We start from the raw sequence: 14,823 nt of genomic DNA on the forward strand, positions 1-14,823 counted from the left end.
CTGAGATAACCGTCGAAATACTCATACTCATTGAGAGAGTATCAGAATTGCTAGCGGAAGCACTCTTGGAAGTACTCATCGAGTCCAGTTTATCTTGCAACGAAGCAGATGAACTAGCAGAACCACTGGTTGAATTTCTAGCTGAGGTACTCATTGAAGCACTCTGTAATGCCGATCTACTAGTTGAAACCGAATTGGTTCCAGAACCATTCTTAGAAACAGAAACCGATAAGCTCTGGGCTATTGAAGCACTCATTGAGGTAGAGTTGCTAGCCCGATGACTATTACTAGTAGCTTCACTTTCAGATACTGAGTAACTATTAGAATCCATGCTAATTGAAGTTGAGGCACTCTTGGAAGCAACTGATGTGCTTGCAGAAGCACTCGTACTATCACTAGCAACGGAATTACTAATGGACTTCGCTTCTGAATCTGATGTGCTGTCAATAATCGAACGACTAACCGATCTACTGGTTGAGTCCGATTCACTAATCGAAGTACTGTATGAGTAACTGTTCTCATTGTCACTGATAGAAACGCTCTCATCACTTGTAGATTTTAAGATTGTACTTGCAGATGCTGATTTACTAATGCTCATCGACATCTCAGTAGAAAGATTAATTGAAGTCGAAGCACTCAGGGAAGCACTTCTCAATGAGGTACTAGTTGAATCGCTTTGTGATCCAGTCCTTGAAGCATATTTCGAAATGCTTTGACTTAGACTCAGAGATGCACTGTCTGATGCTATTACCGAGATGGAGACCGACTTGCTTGCCGAATGAACAACTGATGTGCTGAAACTCATTGAAGTTCTATCGGATCGACTATTTGAATGTTTCCCAGAATTACTGTGCCAACTAGCATCACTGTGAATGGAAGTTGATGCCTTAACAGAATGACTAGTCGACTTCATAGCGGAAGCACTCATTGAGGCACTTTGTGCTGCTGAATTTCTAGTTGAAGCGGAATCTGTTCCAAATCCATTCATAGAAGCTGAGGACGAGGCCGACGTTGACAAGCTCTTCATAGTCGAAGTACTCGTTGACGTTGATGCACTAATCTGCTTACTATTCATGACTGCTTCACTATTAGATTCAGATAGGCTAGCTGATTTCATGCTTTCCCAAGTTGAAGCACTCCGTGAGGCAGCTGATGTACTTAGCGAAGCGTTATCACTTTGGCTCATGATTTCATTACTATTTGAATGCATAGCGGAATCAGAAATACTTTCAACGATTGACCGACTTACTGATTTACTAGTGGAGTTCGAATCAATTGTGGAAACACTCATGGAAAGGCTCTTATCATTAGCACTCATTGAGGCACTAGCATCACTAGCCGATTTCGAGTTAGCACTCGTTGAGGCGGAAACACTCGCACTTTGTGAAGCTGCATCAGAAACGCTGAGACTCTTTGAAGCACTCATAGAAGCATCACTCATCGAAGCACTCACTGAATCACTTTGTGATCCAGGTTGCGAATCGTAGTTTGAGATGCTGCTACTGTAGCTTTGCGAAGCACTCATTGAACTTGATAAGGACATTGAAGCCGAAGCACTCACTGAACCAGCAATTGACGTGCTGAGACTGACCGAAGTTACATCCGATTGACTCGTTGAGGCACTAGCTGAGGTACTCTTCGAGCTAGCGTCACTTTGCATTGAAGCCGAAGCACTCGCTGAAACACTAGCTGATTTCACAGCCGACGTACTCATTGAGGCACTTCGTGCCGCCGATTCACTGGCGGAAGCGGAATTAGTCCCAGAGCCGTTCATCGAAACCGAAGCCGAGAGACTATTGTCAGTTGACACACTCTTCGATGCTGATTCGCTTGTCGACTTGCTCATGCTTACTTCCACACTAGCCGACTGCGAAGCACTAGCTACGCTGTCACTCGTTGAAGTTGAGGCACTCGCACTATTAGCTGAAGTACTGCTTGAAGCACTTGTACTATCACTAGCAACGGAGTTACTCATCGATTTAGCGGCGGAATCAGACGTACTATTTACGGCTGATTCACTCACTGACTTGCTCATCGAAGCGGAAGCACTAGCCGATACGCTCGTTGAAGTGCTCTTATCATTAGCACTCATTGAAGCACTGGCATCACTGGCCGACTTCGAGTTAGCACTCGTCGAGGCGGAAACACTCGCACTTTGTGAAGCTGCATTAGAAACGCTAAGACTCTTTGAAGCACTCGTAGAAGCATCGCTCATCGAAGCGCTCACTGAATCACTTTGTGATCCAGGGTTGGAGTCGTAATTTGAGATGCTGCTACTGTAACTTTGCGAAGCACTCATCGAACTTGATAAGGACATTGAAGCCGAAGCACTCACTGAACCAGCAATTGACGTGCTGAGACTGACCGAAGTTACATCCGATTGACTCGTTGAGGCACTAGCCGAGGTACTCTTCGAACTAGCGTCACTTTGCATTGAAGCCGAAGCACTCGCTGAAACACTAGCTGATTTCACAGCCGACGTACTCATTGAGGCACTTCGTGCCGCCGATTCACTGGCGGAAGCGGAATTAGTCCCAGAGCCGTTCATCGAAACCGAAGCCGAGAGACTATTGTCAGTTGACACACTCTTCGATGCTGATTCGCTTGTCGACTTGCTCATGCTTACTTCCACACTAGCCGACTGCGAAGCACTAGCTACGCTGTCACTCGTTGAAGTTGAGGCACTCGCACTATTAGCTGAAGTACTGCTTGAAGCACTTGTACTATCACTAGCAACGGAGTTACTCATCGATTTAGCGGCGGAATCAGACGTACTATTTACGGCTGATTCACTCACTGACTTGCTCATCGAAGCGGAAGCACTAGCCGATACGCTCGTTGAAGTGCTCTTATCATTAGCACTCATTGAAGCACTGGCATCACTGGCCGACTTCGAGTTAGCACTCGTCGAGGCGGAAACACTCGCACTTTGTGAAGCTGCATCAGAAACGCTGAGACTCTTCGAAGCACTCGTAGAAGCATCACTCATCGAAGCACTGACCGAATCACTTTGTGATCCAGGTTGCGAATCGTAGTTTGAGATGCTGCTACTGTAACTTTGCGAAGCACTCATCGAACTAGATAAGGACATTGAAGCCGAAGCACTCACTGAACCAGCAATTGACGTGCTGAGACTGACCGAAGTTACATCCGATTGACTCGTTGAGGCACTAGCCGAGGTACTCTTCGAACTAGCGTCACTTTGCATTGAAGCCGAAGCACTCGCTGAAACACTAGCTGATTTTACAGCTGACGTACTCATCGAGGCACTCCGTGCAGCCGATTCACTGGCGGAAGCCGAATTAGTTCCGGAGCCACTCATCGAAACGGAAGCCGAGAGACTATTGTCAGTTGACACGCTCTTCGATGCTGAAGCACTAGCTGACGTACTCATGCTTACTTCCACACTAGCCGACTGCGAAGCACTAGCCACGCTGTCGCTCGTTGAGGCCGAAGCACTCACACTATTAGCTGAGGTAAGCTTCGAAGCACTCGTACTATCACTAGCAACGGAGTTGCTCATTGATTTAGCGGCGGAATCAGACGTACTATTTACGGCTGAGTCACTCGCTGACTTGCTCATCGAAGCCGAGGCACTAGCCGATACGCTCGTTGAAGTGCTCTTGGAAGCGGCACTATCAGAGGCACTGGCATCACTCATAGACTTCGAGTTTGCACTCGTTGAGGCGGAAACACTCGCACTTTGTGAAGCTGCATTAGAAACGCTAAGACTCTTTGAAGCACTCGTAGAAGCATCACTCATCGAAGCACTGACCGAATCACTTTGTGATCCGGGTTGCGAATCGTAGTTTGAGATGCTGCTACTGTAACTTTGCGAAGCACTCATCGAACTTGATAAGGACATTGAAGCCGAAGCACTCACTGAACCAGCAATTGACGTGCTGAGACTGACCGAAGTTACATCCGATTGACTCGTTGAGGCACTAGCCGAGGTACTCTTCGAGCTAGCATCACTTTGCATGGAAGCCGAAGCACTGGCTGAGACGCTAGCTGATTTCACAGCCGATGTACTCATCGAGGCACTCCGTGCCGCCGATTCACTGGCGGAAGCGGAATTAGTCCCGGAGCCGTTCATCGAAACCGAAGCAGAAAGGCTGTTATCCGTTAACACACTCTTCGATGCTGATTCGCTTGCCGACTTGCTCATGCTTACTTCCACACTAGCCGACTGCGAAGCACTAGCTACGCTGTCACTCGTTGAAGTTGAGGCACTCGCACTATTAGCTGAAGTACTGCTTGAAGCACTTGTACTATCACTAGCAACGGAGTTACTCATCGATTTAGCGACCGAATCAGACGTACTATTTACGGCTGAATCGCTAGCCGACGTACTCATCGAAGCCGAAGCACTGGCCGAGACACTAGCTGAAGTACTCTTCGATGCCGCACTATCAGAAGCACTGGCATCACTCGTAGACTTCGAGTTTGCACTCGTTGAGGCTGATTGACTGGCGCTCATCGACTGTTCCGTAGAAGTACTCAAACTCATAGAGGCACTCTTGGAAGCGTTACTCATCGAAGCACTCACTGAATCACTTTGTGATCCAGGTTGCGAATCGTAGTTTGAGATGCTACTACTGTAGCTTTGCGAAGCACTCATCGAACTAGATAAGGACATTGAAGCCGAAGCACTCACTGAACCAGCAATTGACGTACTGAGACTGACCGAAGTTACATCTGATTGACTGGTTGACGCACTAGCTGACGTACTCTTTAAGCTAGCATCACTTTGCATGGAAGCCGAAGCGCTGGCTGAGACGCTAGCTGATTTCACAGCCGAGGTACTCATCGAGGCACTCCGTGCCGCCGATTCACTTGCGGAAGCCGAATTAGTTCCGGAGCCACTCATCGAAACGGAAGCCGAGTGGCTGTTGTCCGTTGACACACTCTTCGATGCTGATTCGCTTGCCGACTTGCTCATGCTTACTTCCACACTAGCCGACTGCGAAGCACTAGCCACGCTGTCGCTCGTTGAGGCCGAAGCACTCACACTATTAGCTGAGGTAAACTTCGAAGCACTCGCACTATCACTAGCAACGGAGTTGCTCATTGATTTAGCGGCGGAATCAGACGTACTATTTACGGCTGAGTCACTCGCTGACTTGCTCATCGAAGCCGAGGCACTAGCCGATACGCTCGTTGAAGTGCTCTTCGATGCCGCACTCTCAGAGGCACTGGCATCACTCATAGACTTCGAGTTTGCACTCGTTGAGGCGGAAACACTCGCACTTTGTGAAGCTGCATTAGAAGCACTGAGACTCTTCGAAGCACTCGTAGAAGCGTTACTCATCGAAGCACTCACTGAATCACTTTGTGATCCAGGTTGCGGATCGTAGTTTGAGATGCTGCTACTGTAGCTTTGCGAAGCACTCATCGAACTTGATAAGGACATTGAAGCCGAAGCACTCACTGAACCAGCAATTGACGTGCTGAGACTGACCGAAGTTACATCCGATTGACTCGTTGAGGCACTAGCTGAGGCACTCTTCGAACTAGCGTCACTCTGCATTGAAGCTGAAACGCTCGCTGAAACACTAGCTGATTTCACAGCCGATGTACTCATTGAGGCACTTCGTGCCGCCGATTCACTGGCGGAAGCGGAATTAGTTCCCGATCCGTTCATCGAAGCCGAGCGGCTGTTGTCCGTTGACACACTCTTCGATGCTGATTCGCTTGCCGACTTGCTCATGCTTACTTCCACACTAGCCGACTGCGAAGCACTAGCTACGCTGTCGCTCGTTGAAGCTGAAGCACTCACACTGTTAGCTGAAGTACTGGTTGAAGCACTCGTACTATCACTAGCAACGGAGTTACTCATCGATTTAGCGGCCGAATCAGACGTACTATTTACGGCTGATTCACTCGCTGACTTGCTCATCGAAGCGGAAGCACTGGCTGAAACGCTAGCTGAAGTGCTCTTCGATGCCGCACTATCAGAAGCACTGGCATCACTTGTAGATTTCGAGTTTGCACTCGTTGAGGCTGATTGACTGGCGCTCATCGACTGTTCCGTAGAAGTACTCAAACTCATAGAGGCACTCTTGGAAGCGTTACTCATCGAAGCACTCACTGAATCACTTTGTGATCCGGGTTGCGAATCGTAGTTTGAAATGCTGCTACTGTAGCTTTGCGAAGCACTCATCGAACTTGATAAGGACATTGAAGCCGAAGCACTCACTGAACCAGCAATTGACGTGCTGAGACTGACCGAAGTTACATCCGATTGACTCGTTGAGGCACTAGCCGAGGTACTCTTCGAGCTGGCATCACTTTGCATTGAAGCCGAAGCACTCGCTGAAACACTAGCTGATTTCACAGCCGACGTACTCATTGAGGCACTCCGTGCCGCCGATTCACTGGCTGAAGCGGAATTAGTCCCAGAGCCGTTCATCGAAACCGAAGCCGAGAGGCTGTTGTCCATTGACACACTCTTCGATGCTGATTCGCTTGCCGACGTGCTCATGCTTACTTCCACACTAGCCGACTGCGAAGCACTAGCTACGCTGTCACTCGTTGAAGTTGAGGCACTCGCACTATTAGCTGAAGTACTGGTTGAAGCACTTGTACTATCACTAGCAACGGAGTTACTCATCGATTTAGCGGCGGAATCAGATGTACTATTTACGGCTGAATCGCTAGCCGACGTGCTCATCGAAGCCGAAGCACTGGCCGAGACACTAGCTGAAGTACTCTTGGAAGCGACACTATCAGAGGCACTGGCATCACTCGTAGATTTCGAGTTTGCACTCGTCGAGGCTGAAACACTCGCACTTTGTGAAGCTGCATTGGAAGTGCTGAGACTCTTCGAAGCACTCGTAGAAGCATCACTCATCGAAGCACTAACCGAATCACTTTGTGATCCGGGTTGCGAATCGTAGTTTGAGATGCTACTACTGTAGCTTTGCGAAGCACTCATCGAACTTGATAAGGACATTGAAGCCGAAGCACTCACTGAACCAGCAATTGATGCGCTGAGACTGACCGAAGTTACATCCGATTGACTCGTTGAGGCACTAGCCGAGGTACTCTTCGAGCTAGCGTCACTTTGCATTGAAGCCGAAGCACTCGCTGAAACACTAGCTGATTTCACAGCCGACGTACTCATTGAGGCACTCCGTGCCGCCGATTCACTGGCCGAAGCGGAATTAGTTCCCGAGCCGTTCATTGAAACCGAAGCCGAGCGGCTATTGTCCGTTGACACACTCTTCGATGCTGATTCGCTTGCTGACTTGCTCATGCTTACTTCCACACTAGCCGACTGCGAAGCACTAGCTACGCTGTCGCTCGTTGAAGTTGAGGCACTCACACTGTTAGCTGAAGTACTGGTTGAAGCACTCGTACTATCACTAGCAACGGAGTTACTCATCGATTTAGCAGCCGAATCAGACGTACTATTTACGGCTGAATCGCTAGCCGACGTGCTCATCGAAGCCGAAGCACTGGCCGAGACACTAGCTGAAGTACTCTTCGATGCCGCACTATCAGAAGCACTGGCATCACTAGCCGACTTCGAGTTTGCACTCGTTGAGGCGGAAACACTCGCACTTTGTGAAGCTGCATTAGAAACGCTAAGACTCTTTGAAGCACTCGTAGAAGCATCACTCATCGAAGCACTGACCGAATCACTTTGTGATCCGGGTTGCGAATCGTAGTTTGAGATGCTGCTACTGTAACTTTGCGAAGCACTCATCGAACTTGATAAGGACATCGAAGCCGAAGCACTCACTGAACCGGCAATTGACGTGCTGAGACTGACCGAAGTTACATCTGATTGACTCGTTGAGGCACTAGCCGAGGTACTCTTCGAGCTAGCATCACTTTGCATTGAAGCCGAAGCACTCGCTGAAACACTAGCTGATTTCACAGCCGACGTACTCATTGAGGCACTTCGTGCCGCCGATTCACTGGCCGAAGCGGAATTAGTTCCCGAGCCGTTCATCGAAACCGAAGCCGAGCGGCTGTTGTCCGTTGACACACTCTTCGATGCTGATTCGCTTGCCGACTTGCTCATGCTTACTTCCACACTAGCCGACTGCGAAGCACTAGCAACGCTGTCGCTCGTTGAAGTTGAGGCACTCACACTGTTAGCTGAAGTACTGGTTGAAGCACTTGTACTATCACTAGCAACGGAGTTACTCATCGATTTAGCGGCGGAATCAGACGTACTATTTACGGCTGAATCGCTAGCCGACGTGCTCATCGAAGCCGAAGCACTGGCCGAGACACTAGCTGAAGTACTCTTCGATGCCGCACTATCAGAAGCACTGGCATCACTCGTAGACTTAGAGTTTGCACTCGTCGAGGCGGAAACACTCGCACTTTGTGAAGCTGCATCAGAAACGCTGAGACTCTTTGAAGCACTCGTAGAAGCATCACTCATCGAAGCACTGACTGACGTGCTCCGTGAACTTGGCGTTGAATCAGCATTAGAAATGCTTACACTTTGGCTCATGGAAATGCTGCCTGACAATGAAGCAGACGTCGAAGCAGAAGTGCTTGCCGAGTTAACTGTTGAAGTACTAAAACTGGTAGATGCTGCATCAGATTGACTAGTTGATGCGCTCTTCGATGTACTAATCGAATCCGCGTCACTCTGCATGGAAGCAGAAACACTAGCTGAATCACTCATTGAATTTACAACTGATTCACTCGTAGAAGTGCTTTGTTCAGCGGACATACTTGCTGATTCTGAATCAGTTCCCGAGCCACTCAAGGAAACAGAATCCGACACGCTCTTTAGTTCAGAGTCACTGGTAGAAGTTGATTGACTAGCAGAGACGCTTTCACTTACGGCCTTACTTGCGGAAGCTGATTCACTCGCTGATTGATAACTTGTAGAGGCTGAAGCACTATCACTCTTAACAGATGTACTTGCTGAGGCACTGGTGCTGTCACTAGCAAGTGAATCACTGATGGATTTTGCTGCTGAGTCAGACGTACTATCAAGTGCAGACTGACTAGTTGATTTTGAACTAGAAGTAGAATCAGACAACGATTGGCTAATCGATTTGCTAGTACTGTCACTAACAAGCGAAATACTTGTAGAATTTGAAGCAGAAACTACCGTACTATCAGAAGCCGATTGACTAGCAAATTGACTAGTTGATGCCGAAATGCTCTTAGAAGCACTGGCAGAGGAACTAGCCGAACTAGCGCTCAACGATCCACTAGCATCACTAGCTGATTTAGAAGCGATGCTGTTTGCAACAGATTGACTTTGACTAATCGAAGCGGCATCTGAATTACTAGTACTAATTGAGGCACTGGTACTAGCAGAATCATTGCTTACTCCAGTTTTTGACCCGCTAACAGAAGCAGAAACTGATCCATTAACCGAAGTAGATGTTGAATTATCTGCCGATGTACTCAACTGCGTACTAGTAGAATCAGAACCACTAGTCGATTTACTTGCAGAAATACTATTATCGACATGTTTAACCGAAGAAGAATCACTCACACTAGCACTGAGTGAAGCACTATTTACGTTACTAGCACTAGTCTTTGCACTAATCGAGGCACTGGTAGAGGCAGAAACAGAATTACTACCAGAACCGGCTTCCTTCATACTGTCGCTACTAGATTCCATTTGACTTAAACTGATCGAAGTTGAAGCTGAAGTTTGTTTGCTTTGACTCTGTGAGACATCGTTAATCGACGCTGAAGCAGATTTAGATTCTTTCGTAGAATCACTAGCAACAGTGGATTCATTTGCAACTCTAGAAGCACTCATTGAACTAGAAACACTAGCACTAGTACTGTGAGCCCCAACGGCACTTAAAGAAGAACTGGTCGAAGCACTCATTGAAGCAGAACCACTGGTAGATACACTATCAACCACTGATTGAGAAGCAGAATTTGAAGCACTGTCAACCGACTGCGATGCTGATTTCAAGTTGGAAGCAGACTTTAATTCACTAATTGAAAATGAAATAGAGCCGCTATTTGAGACAGAGATAATATTTTTCGATTCATTGCTAAGGCTTTTTAATCTAGCGCTTTCAGAAATCGAGTTGGAAACTGAAACACTGTCTCCCTTGGATTGCTTCAAAGAGCTACTTTGAGAAGCAGAACCACTTTGAGAATTAGCAGCTGCTTCACTAAGCGATGTACTAGAGCTCAAAGAGGAACGTAGCGACGCTGGTGCTGAATTTGAATAGTAAGATTCAGAGTCAGACATACTAGCATCAAGCCCTGAACGCGAACCACTCGCACTCTGAGAAATGTAATTGCTAAATGTAAGACTAGATTTAACACTATTACTATCACTAATCGAGTAGTTCCTACTTTGCATAGCAGAAGCCGATGCAGAATTTGATTGATTAACAAGAGATTGACTCAACAAATCACTATTAGAACGAGCAAACGAATTAGATAAGGAAAGTGAGTTTTTAACACTCAACGAAGCACTCTTACTTGCCGTCCCACTGACCGCGCTAAGCGATTTAGATTGTGAAAGCGATTGCTCCGCAGAAGAACTCCCACTTTGAGCGGCATTCTTACTGGTTGAAGCAGAATCGTTAGCACTCAACGAAGCTGAGGCACTAAGAGATTCACTTAACGACCCCGTCTTAGTCGTGCTGGCAGACGTCTGAGATGCTGATCTACTAGCAGAAAGTGACTGCTGGATAACGTCATCTGTACTCAAACTACTGCTAGTCGAAGCACTTTTTGATTGACTTAAAATATTTTCTAGTCCAGAAAGTGACTTACTAGATGAAATGGAGTTGCTTAGACTAGCTGAATTAGACGTAGAAGTCATTTTCAAACTATCGGAAGTTGATTGACTAATCAAATAGCTGTTATAGATACTTCCGTTTTTACTATCAATTTTATCTTGGCTAGAGACTAAACTTGCTATGTCGGACTGATTCTCAGAGGCACTAGCAGTAAGAGAGTTTATTTTAGAAAAGCTAGCACTGGCCACGTCAGAAGCCGAAGATGCCGATTGACTAGCAGAGTTACTCAATGAACTAAGCATCGTCTGAGAACGTAACTGACTGATGTACTCAGAGGTGCTGATTAATTGACTATCAGAAGCACTAACACTACTTACATAATCATTACTGCGTTTTTGACTGGTACTAATACTGCCATTGACACTTTGTGCATAACTCAAGCTATTGCGTTGAGAATCTTGCTGATAACTTGAAATTAACTGACTAACGTTGCTATCAGAAGCTGAAGCTTGCTGGGAAGCATCTTGAGCCTTTGATGCCGATGTTGATCCACTAATTGAAGCAGATCGACTGGCAGATGTACTAACTGAATTTTGGTTAATTAAATGACTATTGTTAATACTATTTAAAACACTGGTATCAGCGGATCTCATGATACTGGCACTGATACTAAGAACTCCCATTTCCTTATCATAAGAATCTTGCGCAGACTTTGGAATCGGCTGTCCCTGAAACTGGGTTGAAAGAGAAAGACTCCCACGCGAAAGAGCTTGAGATACCATATCCCATAAGGATCCGTGTCCAGTAACATCATCAGTCGATATCGAAGCACTCTTTAACCAGTTTGAATTAGATTGACTCATACTGTCAAAGCCCAGCTTACTCCGACTAGCTGACTTCGAAGCTGAAAGCGATAAGGTTTGGTTAGACGCACTCATTGATTCTGAGTACGAACGATTTTGGTTCGAAACACTTTCGTTATAGCGTGAATTTTGTGTCTGATTATTACTGGTTGAATTGCTAGTGCTTTGCGCAACTGATTCTTGTGAAAGTAACGAATTAGAGTCCAGTGACAGTGATGTGCTGGCTGAACCAGATTGAGACTCATATGCTCCGCTATAAGAATCACTCAACGAATTAATTTGCGATTCAGTGTAAAAAGGCTGTGATGGCTGGTCATTCTGAGCAGCAACTTGGAAATTATTATGATGTGCTTCGTTGGTGACAGTCTCATTTGAAACTATGCTAGAAACACTATCTGACGTTTGTCCATCAGTCTTTGAAACACTCTTAGATTGACTAGCAAAACTTTGTTCAGAACTTGAATTAGCACTAGTAGACTTAGCGTCAGTAGAATCACTCACAGACATTAAACCATCTGATTGAGTATCATTCGATCCACTGACAGAAGTTGAACTAGTTGAGTTAGAGTTCGTTGATTCACTAACTGAAGTTGAGCTAGCACTACTAGAATCATTGTTATTTGAAGTGGAAGTGGATGGAATAGAAGCTCGTTGGTTACTAACTAACAAATCACTATTTTCATCAACTTGTTTTGAAACTTGCTGGGTAGAATCGGCTAATGTCGTTGGTACCCCTAAAAATAAACTAGCAGCCAATCCACTAACGGTTGCTGTTCCAGCGACTAGCCATCTTCTTCCAGCTTTATACATCCGGTATCGGACTTTTTTGTTGTTATCAAAAATCGCTTCCCGACGTTTTTGATTAAATCTACTCATAATTATGGCTCCTTAATTTTCCTGAATTATTAAAGGTCATATTCCCTTGCTTCCTACAAATTACAAAGCAAAAAAGTTATGTACAACTATTTAGCTAACTAAATTATAACAATTTTTGCAAGTGGTAAGCCTTTTTTTTGCAAAATCTTATAATCTTTTGCAGAAACCTGGACGGTTTGAATTGTTTTTACCCGATCATACAAGATATCAGCTAAGTTTCCCCTGACATTACCCTGATCATCCAATGGGTCCTCACTTAAACGCAAAATGTTGTGTGATTCGGTATTAATAAGCGACGTCAATTCAACACCCATGTAATTAATCATCACTGTGTCTTGCTCGGTAACAATGGACCGAACTTGATCATTATAAAACTCAAGCAATGAATTATAACGCTGTAAAACCTGGTGGGTTTCTGGGTTCTCAACGGTTACTAAATTAATGACTCCTTGGTAAAGATAGTAACGCACCACTGGTTGAAATTTCTGATTATAAAACACCATCTCTAGCATTTCATTTTCTGCATAAAACAGGTTACTAAAAATGGTCCCATCATATGCATATTCTTCAATATAATCAAGCGTACCGTCCAAATTGGTGTAACGAACGTCCTGGGCCGCTCTTCTCGTATTGGGATACAAAAATTCTTTAGCAATTTCCGAACCCCGATCATAGATTGAAATACTCCCATCCCGGTTCACAAAAATTTTATCCCAATACGGAACCGGAACGTCATTAAAAAAACGATATTGCCCCAAATGATACTTGCGCTGGGTTAAACGGTCTAATAGGTTAATTCCATTAACCCCTGACTCACCAAAATATTTCCCTAACTTAGGAGCAGAAACTAAGGAAATCACATTAGGCTGCTCTTGATCAGGAGCTTCCGCCTTAATTTGTTGCCATTGCTCGTCAGCAACAACATTATTTACTAGTACGTAATCCATTAATTAATTTCCTCCATTTATCCGCTGTGATTTGATCCTGAAATTCAGCAACAGATTTACTAGTGGCTGCTTGCAGTTTCGAATAATTACCTGTGATTAACTTATGCAATGCCACCTGAATTTGCTCTACGTTATAGTCATCATCAGTACGTTTTAAATTAACAAGGTATCCGTTAACGCCATTTTGAATTAATTCCTGTGCCCCAAAACGGGCATCGAAGGTTACGACTGGCAAACCAGCGTTCAAAGCTTCAATGTAAGTTAATCCAAAGCCTTCTGAGAAAGAAGTGGAAACGAAAGCATCATAGTTAGGATAAATATTTTCCAAATCATGGGAGAGCCCCTTCAGATGAACATACTCTTCTGCATGTTGTTCTTTAATGGTTTTCTCTAATTTTTCCTGTTCCTCCCCTTGACCATAAATATCAAAATTAATTTTTAATCCTTGATTATGCAAGTTAGCAACAGCTTTAATGGCAATATCAACGTGTTTTTCGGCGGCTAGGCGGGAGGCCGTAATCAAACGGAATGGACGGTGCGCCTTTCTCCCGGATTGCTGGGTAATGCCATCACGTACTCCCCCGACAGGTATCGCGGTGACAATATCGCGAGCACTAGGATCGTCAATTAATAAATCATCGCGTTGTAATTTAGTGGCAGTTACCACTCTATCAACTTGATGGAGATGCTCTAACATGTATTCATAATGATCATTCCATAACGGATACTTTGGATCATCTCGATTAGCCAGTTGGTCTGCATGAACAATATAAACAATTTTAGAATTTGGAATCCGATTTTGCATTAACACGTCATCCGCAAATTCTCCCCGATCAATAATAAAATTACTATTACCATGATAGGCGCGATCCACCTTCTCAAAGAAATAACGGTGTAATCCGTATAAATTACGGAAAAAAAGATGACGTCCACGTTCATTGAAGAGGTGAATGTTGACAACGTTAGAACCACGGTGCGTATCATTTTCTACCTGATACATCACTTTACGTTCGCCAGTTCTTTCTAAATAAAGCTCCACCCGTGAAATGCCAACCTGCAAAACTGGATTATCCGGATGTTGTTTATCCGGTCCTTTATAAAAATGCTGAATCACCCGCATACCAGAATCAGTCACAAATTCTTGCTTCCGATTGGTATTGGTATTATCAGTGATCATCACGTTCTTTTGAGGTTTAGTCCGGTGAACTAAACCTTTTTTTAAATATGATTCTCCTAAAACAAGGTACTCCCACAGATTTAAAACCTCAGAATCATGTAGCCCCCATCGATCCATCGCCCGATGCAATTCCGGAACTAGATTCAAAAATAAAAAACGGAATGGTAACTTTGCTTGCTTAAAGCGTTCTGCCCGATAAAACTCAGCATGTTCTACTCCAGAGTTCCCCAATCCCATTGCTTGGTTAATGAAAAAATTCATAG

General features: G+C 45.2%; 16 protein-coding genes and 1 pseudogene. 14 read left to right on the forward strand and 3 right to left on the reverse strand.

The annotated features are described in order from the left end of the window. Positions 1-47 precede the first annotated feature (47 nt). The 14 genes from M3M38_RS02230 (at position 48) to M3M38_RS02295 (ending at position 9,611) form a co-directional block, all read left to right on the forward strand. Positions 48-281 carry a hypothetical protein gene (locus tag M3M38_RS02230; RefSeq protein WP_252766147.1) on the forward strand — a complete coding sequence of 78 codons (234 nt, stop codon included), beginning with the start codon at positions 48-50 and terminating at the stop codon, positions 279-281. A gap of 72 nt (positions 282-353) precedes the next feature. Next, the gene (locus M3M38_RS02235) at positions 354-512 is read left to right on the forward strand and encodes a hypothetical protein (protein ID WP_252766148.1); all 159 of its coding nucleotides are present in this window, start codon (positions 354-356) and stop codon (positions 510-512) included. A 603-nt stretch (positions 513-1,115) separates the two neighbouring features. Then, positions 1,116-1,487 (forward strand): hypothetical protein, encoded by a 372-nt coding sequence (locus M3M38_RS02240; protein ID WP_252814631.1) that lies wholly within the window; start codon positions 1,116-1,118, stop codon positions 1,485-1,487. Between the two features lie 309 nt (positions 1,488-1,796). Next, on the forward strand, positions 1,797-2,261 hold the full coding sequence (locus tag M3M38_RS02245; RefSeq protein WP_252814632.1) for a hypothetical protein: 465 nt from the start codon (positions 1,797-1,799) through the stop codon (positions 2,259-2,261). A 309-nt stretch (positions 2,262-2,570) separates the two neighbouring features. Further along, positions 2,571-3,035, forward strand: coding sequence for a hypothetical protein (locus M3M38_RS02250; protein ID WP_252814633.1), 465 nt, complete (start codon positions 2,571-2,573; stop codon positions 3,033-3,035). A 309-nt stretch (positions 3,036-3,344) separates the two neighbouring features. After that, positions 3,345-3,809 carry a hypothetical protein gene (locus M3M38_RS02255; RefSeq protein ID WP_252814634.1) on the forward strand — a complete coding sequence of 155 codons (465 nt, stop codon included), beginning with the start codon at positions 3,345-3,347 and terminating at the stop codon, positions 3,807-3,809. Between the two features lie 171 nt (positions 3,810-3,980). Next, complete coding sequence (locus tag M3M38_RS02260; RefSeq protein WP_252814635.1) at positions 3,981-4,469, forward strand: hypothetical protein; 489 nt, start codon at positions 3,981-3,983, stop codon at positions 4,467-4,469. A 285-nt stretch (positions 4,470-4,754) separates the two neighbouring features. Further along, a complete protein-coding gene (locus tag M3M38_RS02265) occupies positions 4,755-5,357 on the forward strand; it encodes a hypothetical protein (RefSeq protein WP_252814636.1) in 603 nt (200 codons plus the stop codon). A 303-nt stretch (positions 5,358-5,660) separates the two neighbouring features. After that, the gene (locus M3M38_RS02270; RefSeq protein ID WP_252814637.1) at positions 5,661-6,011 is read left to right on the forward strand and encodes a hypothetical protein; all 351 of its coding nucleotides are present in this window, start codon (positions 5,661-5,663) and stop codon (positions 6,009-6,011) included. 423 nt (positions 6,012-6,434) lie between these two features. Next, positions 6,435-6,899, forward strand: coding sequence for a hypothetical protein (locus M3M38_RS02275; RefSeq protein WP_252814638.1), 465 nt, complete (start codon positions 6,435-6,437; stop codon positions 6,897-6,899). A gap of 309 nt (positions 6,900-7,208) precedes the next feature. Next, the gene (locus M3M38_RS02280; RefSeq protein WP_252814639.1) at positions 7,209-7,673 is read left to right on the forward strand and encodes a hypothetical protein; all 465 of its coding nucleotides are present in this window, start codon (positions 7,209-7,211) and stop codon (positions 7,671-7,673) included. A 309-nt stretch (positions 7,674-7,982) separates the two neighbouring features. Next, positions 7,983-8,570: a hypothetical protein gene (locus tag M3M38_RS02285; protein WP_252814640.1), complete on the forward strand. Its 588-nt coding sequence runs from the start codon at positions 7,983-7,985 to the stop codon at positions 8,568-8,570. A gap of 48 nt (positions 8,571-8,618) precedes the next feature. Beyond that, positions 8,619-8,789: a hypothetical protein gene (locus M3M38_RS02290; protein ID WP_252766158.1), complete on the forward strand. Its 171-nt coding sequence runs from the start codon at positions 8,619-8,621 to the stop codon at positions 8,787-8,789. Between the two features lie 513 nt (positions 8,790-9,302). Continuing rightward, complete coding sequence (locus tag M3M38_RS02295) at positions 9,303-9,611, forward strand: hypothetical protein (RefSeq protein ID WP_252814641.1); 309 nt, start codon at positions 9,303-9,305, stop codon at positions 9,609-9,611. Between the two features lie 2,687 nt (positions 9,612-12,298). Here the strand turns inward: M3M38_RS02295 and M3M38_RS07500 are convergent. The 3 genes and pseudogenes from M3M38_RS07500 to M3M38_RS02305 all read right to left on the reverse strand — a co-directional run. Continuing rightward, positions 12,299-12,436: pseudogene (locus M3M38_RS07500) on the reverse strand (KxYKxGKxW signal peptide domain-containing protein); the annotation flags it as partial. A gap of 98 nt (positions 12,437-12,534) precedes the next feature. After that, positions 12,535-13,383, reverse strand: a complete 849-nt coding sequence (locus tag M3M38_RS02300) for a hypothetical protein (RefSeq protein ID WP_252766161.1) — start codon at positions 13,381-13,383, stop codon at positions 12,535-12,537. Beyond that, on the reverse strand, positions 13,361-14,821 hold the full coding sequence (locus tag M3M38_RS02305; protein ID WP_252766162.1) for a glycosyltransferase: 1,461 nt from the start codon (positions 14,819-14,821) through the stop codon (positions 13,361-13,363). Before M3M38_RS02305 ends, M3M38_RS02300 begins: the two co-directional genes overlap by 23 nt. Positions 14,822-14,823: the final 2 nt, after the last annotated feature.

Source organism: Fructilactobacillus cliffordii, assembly GCF_024029355.1.
Classification (GTDB): Bacteria; Bacillota; Bacilli; order Lactobacillales; family Lactobacillaceae; genus Fructilactobacillus; species Fructilactobacillus cliffordii.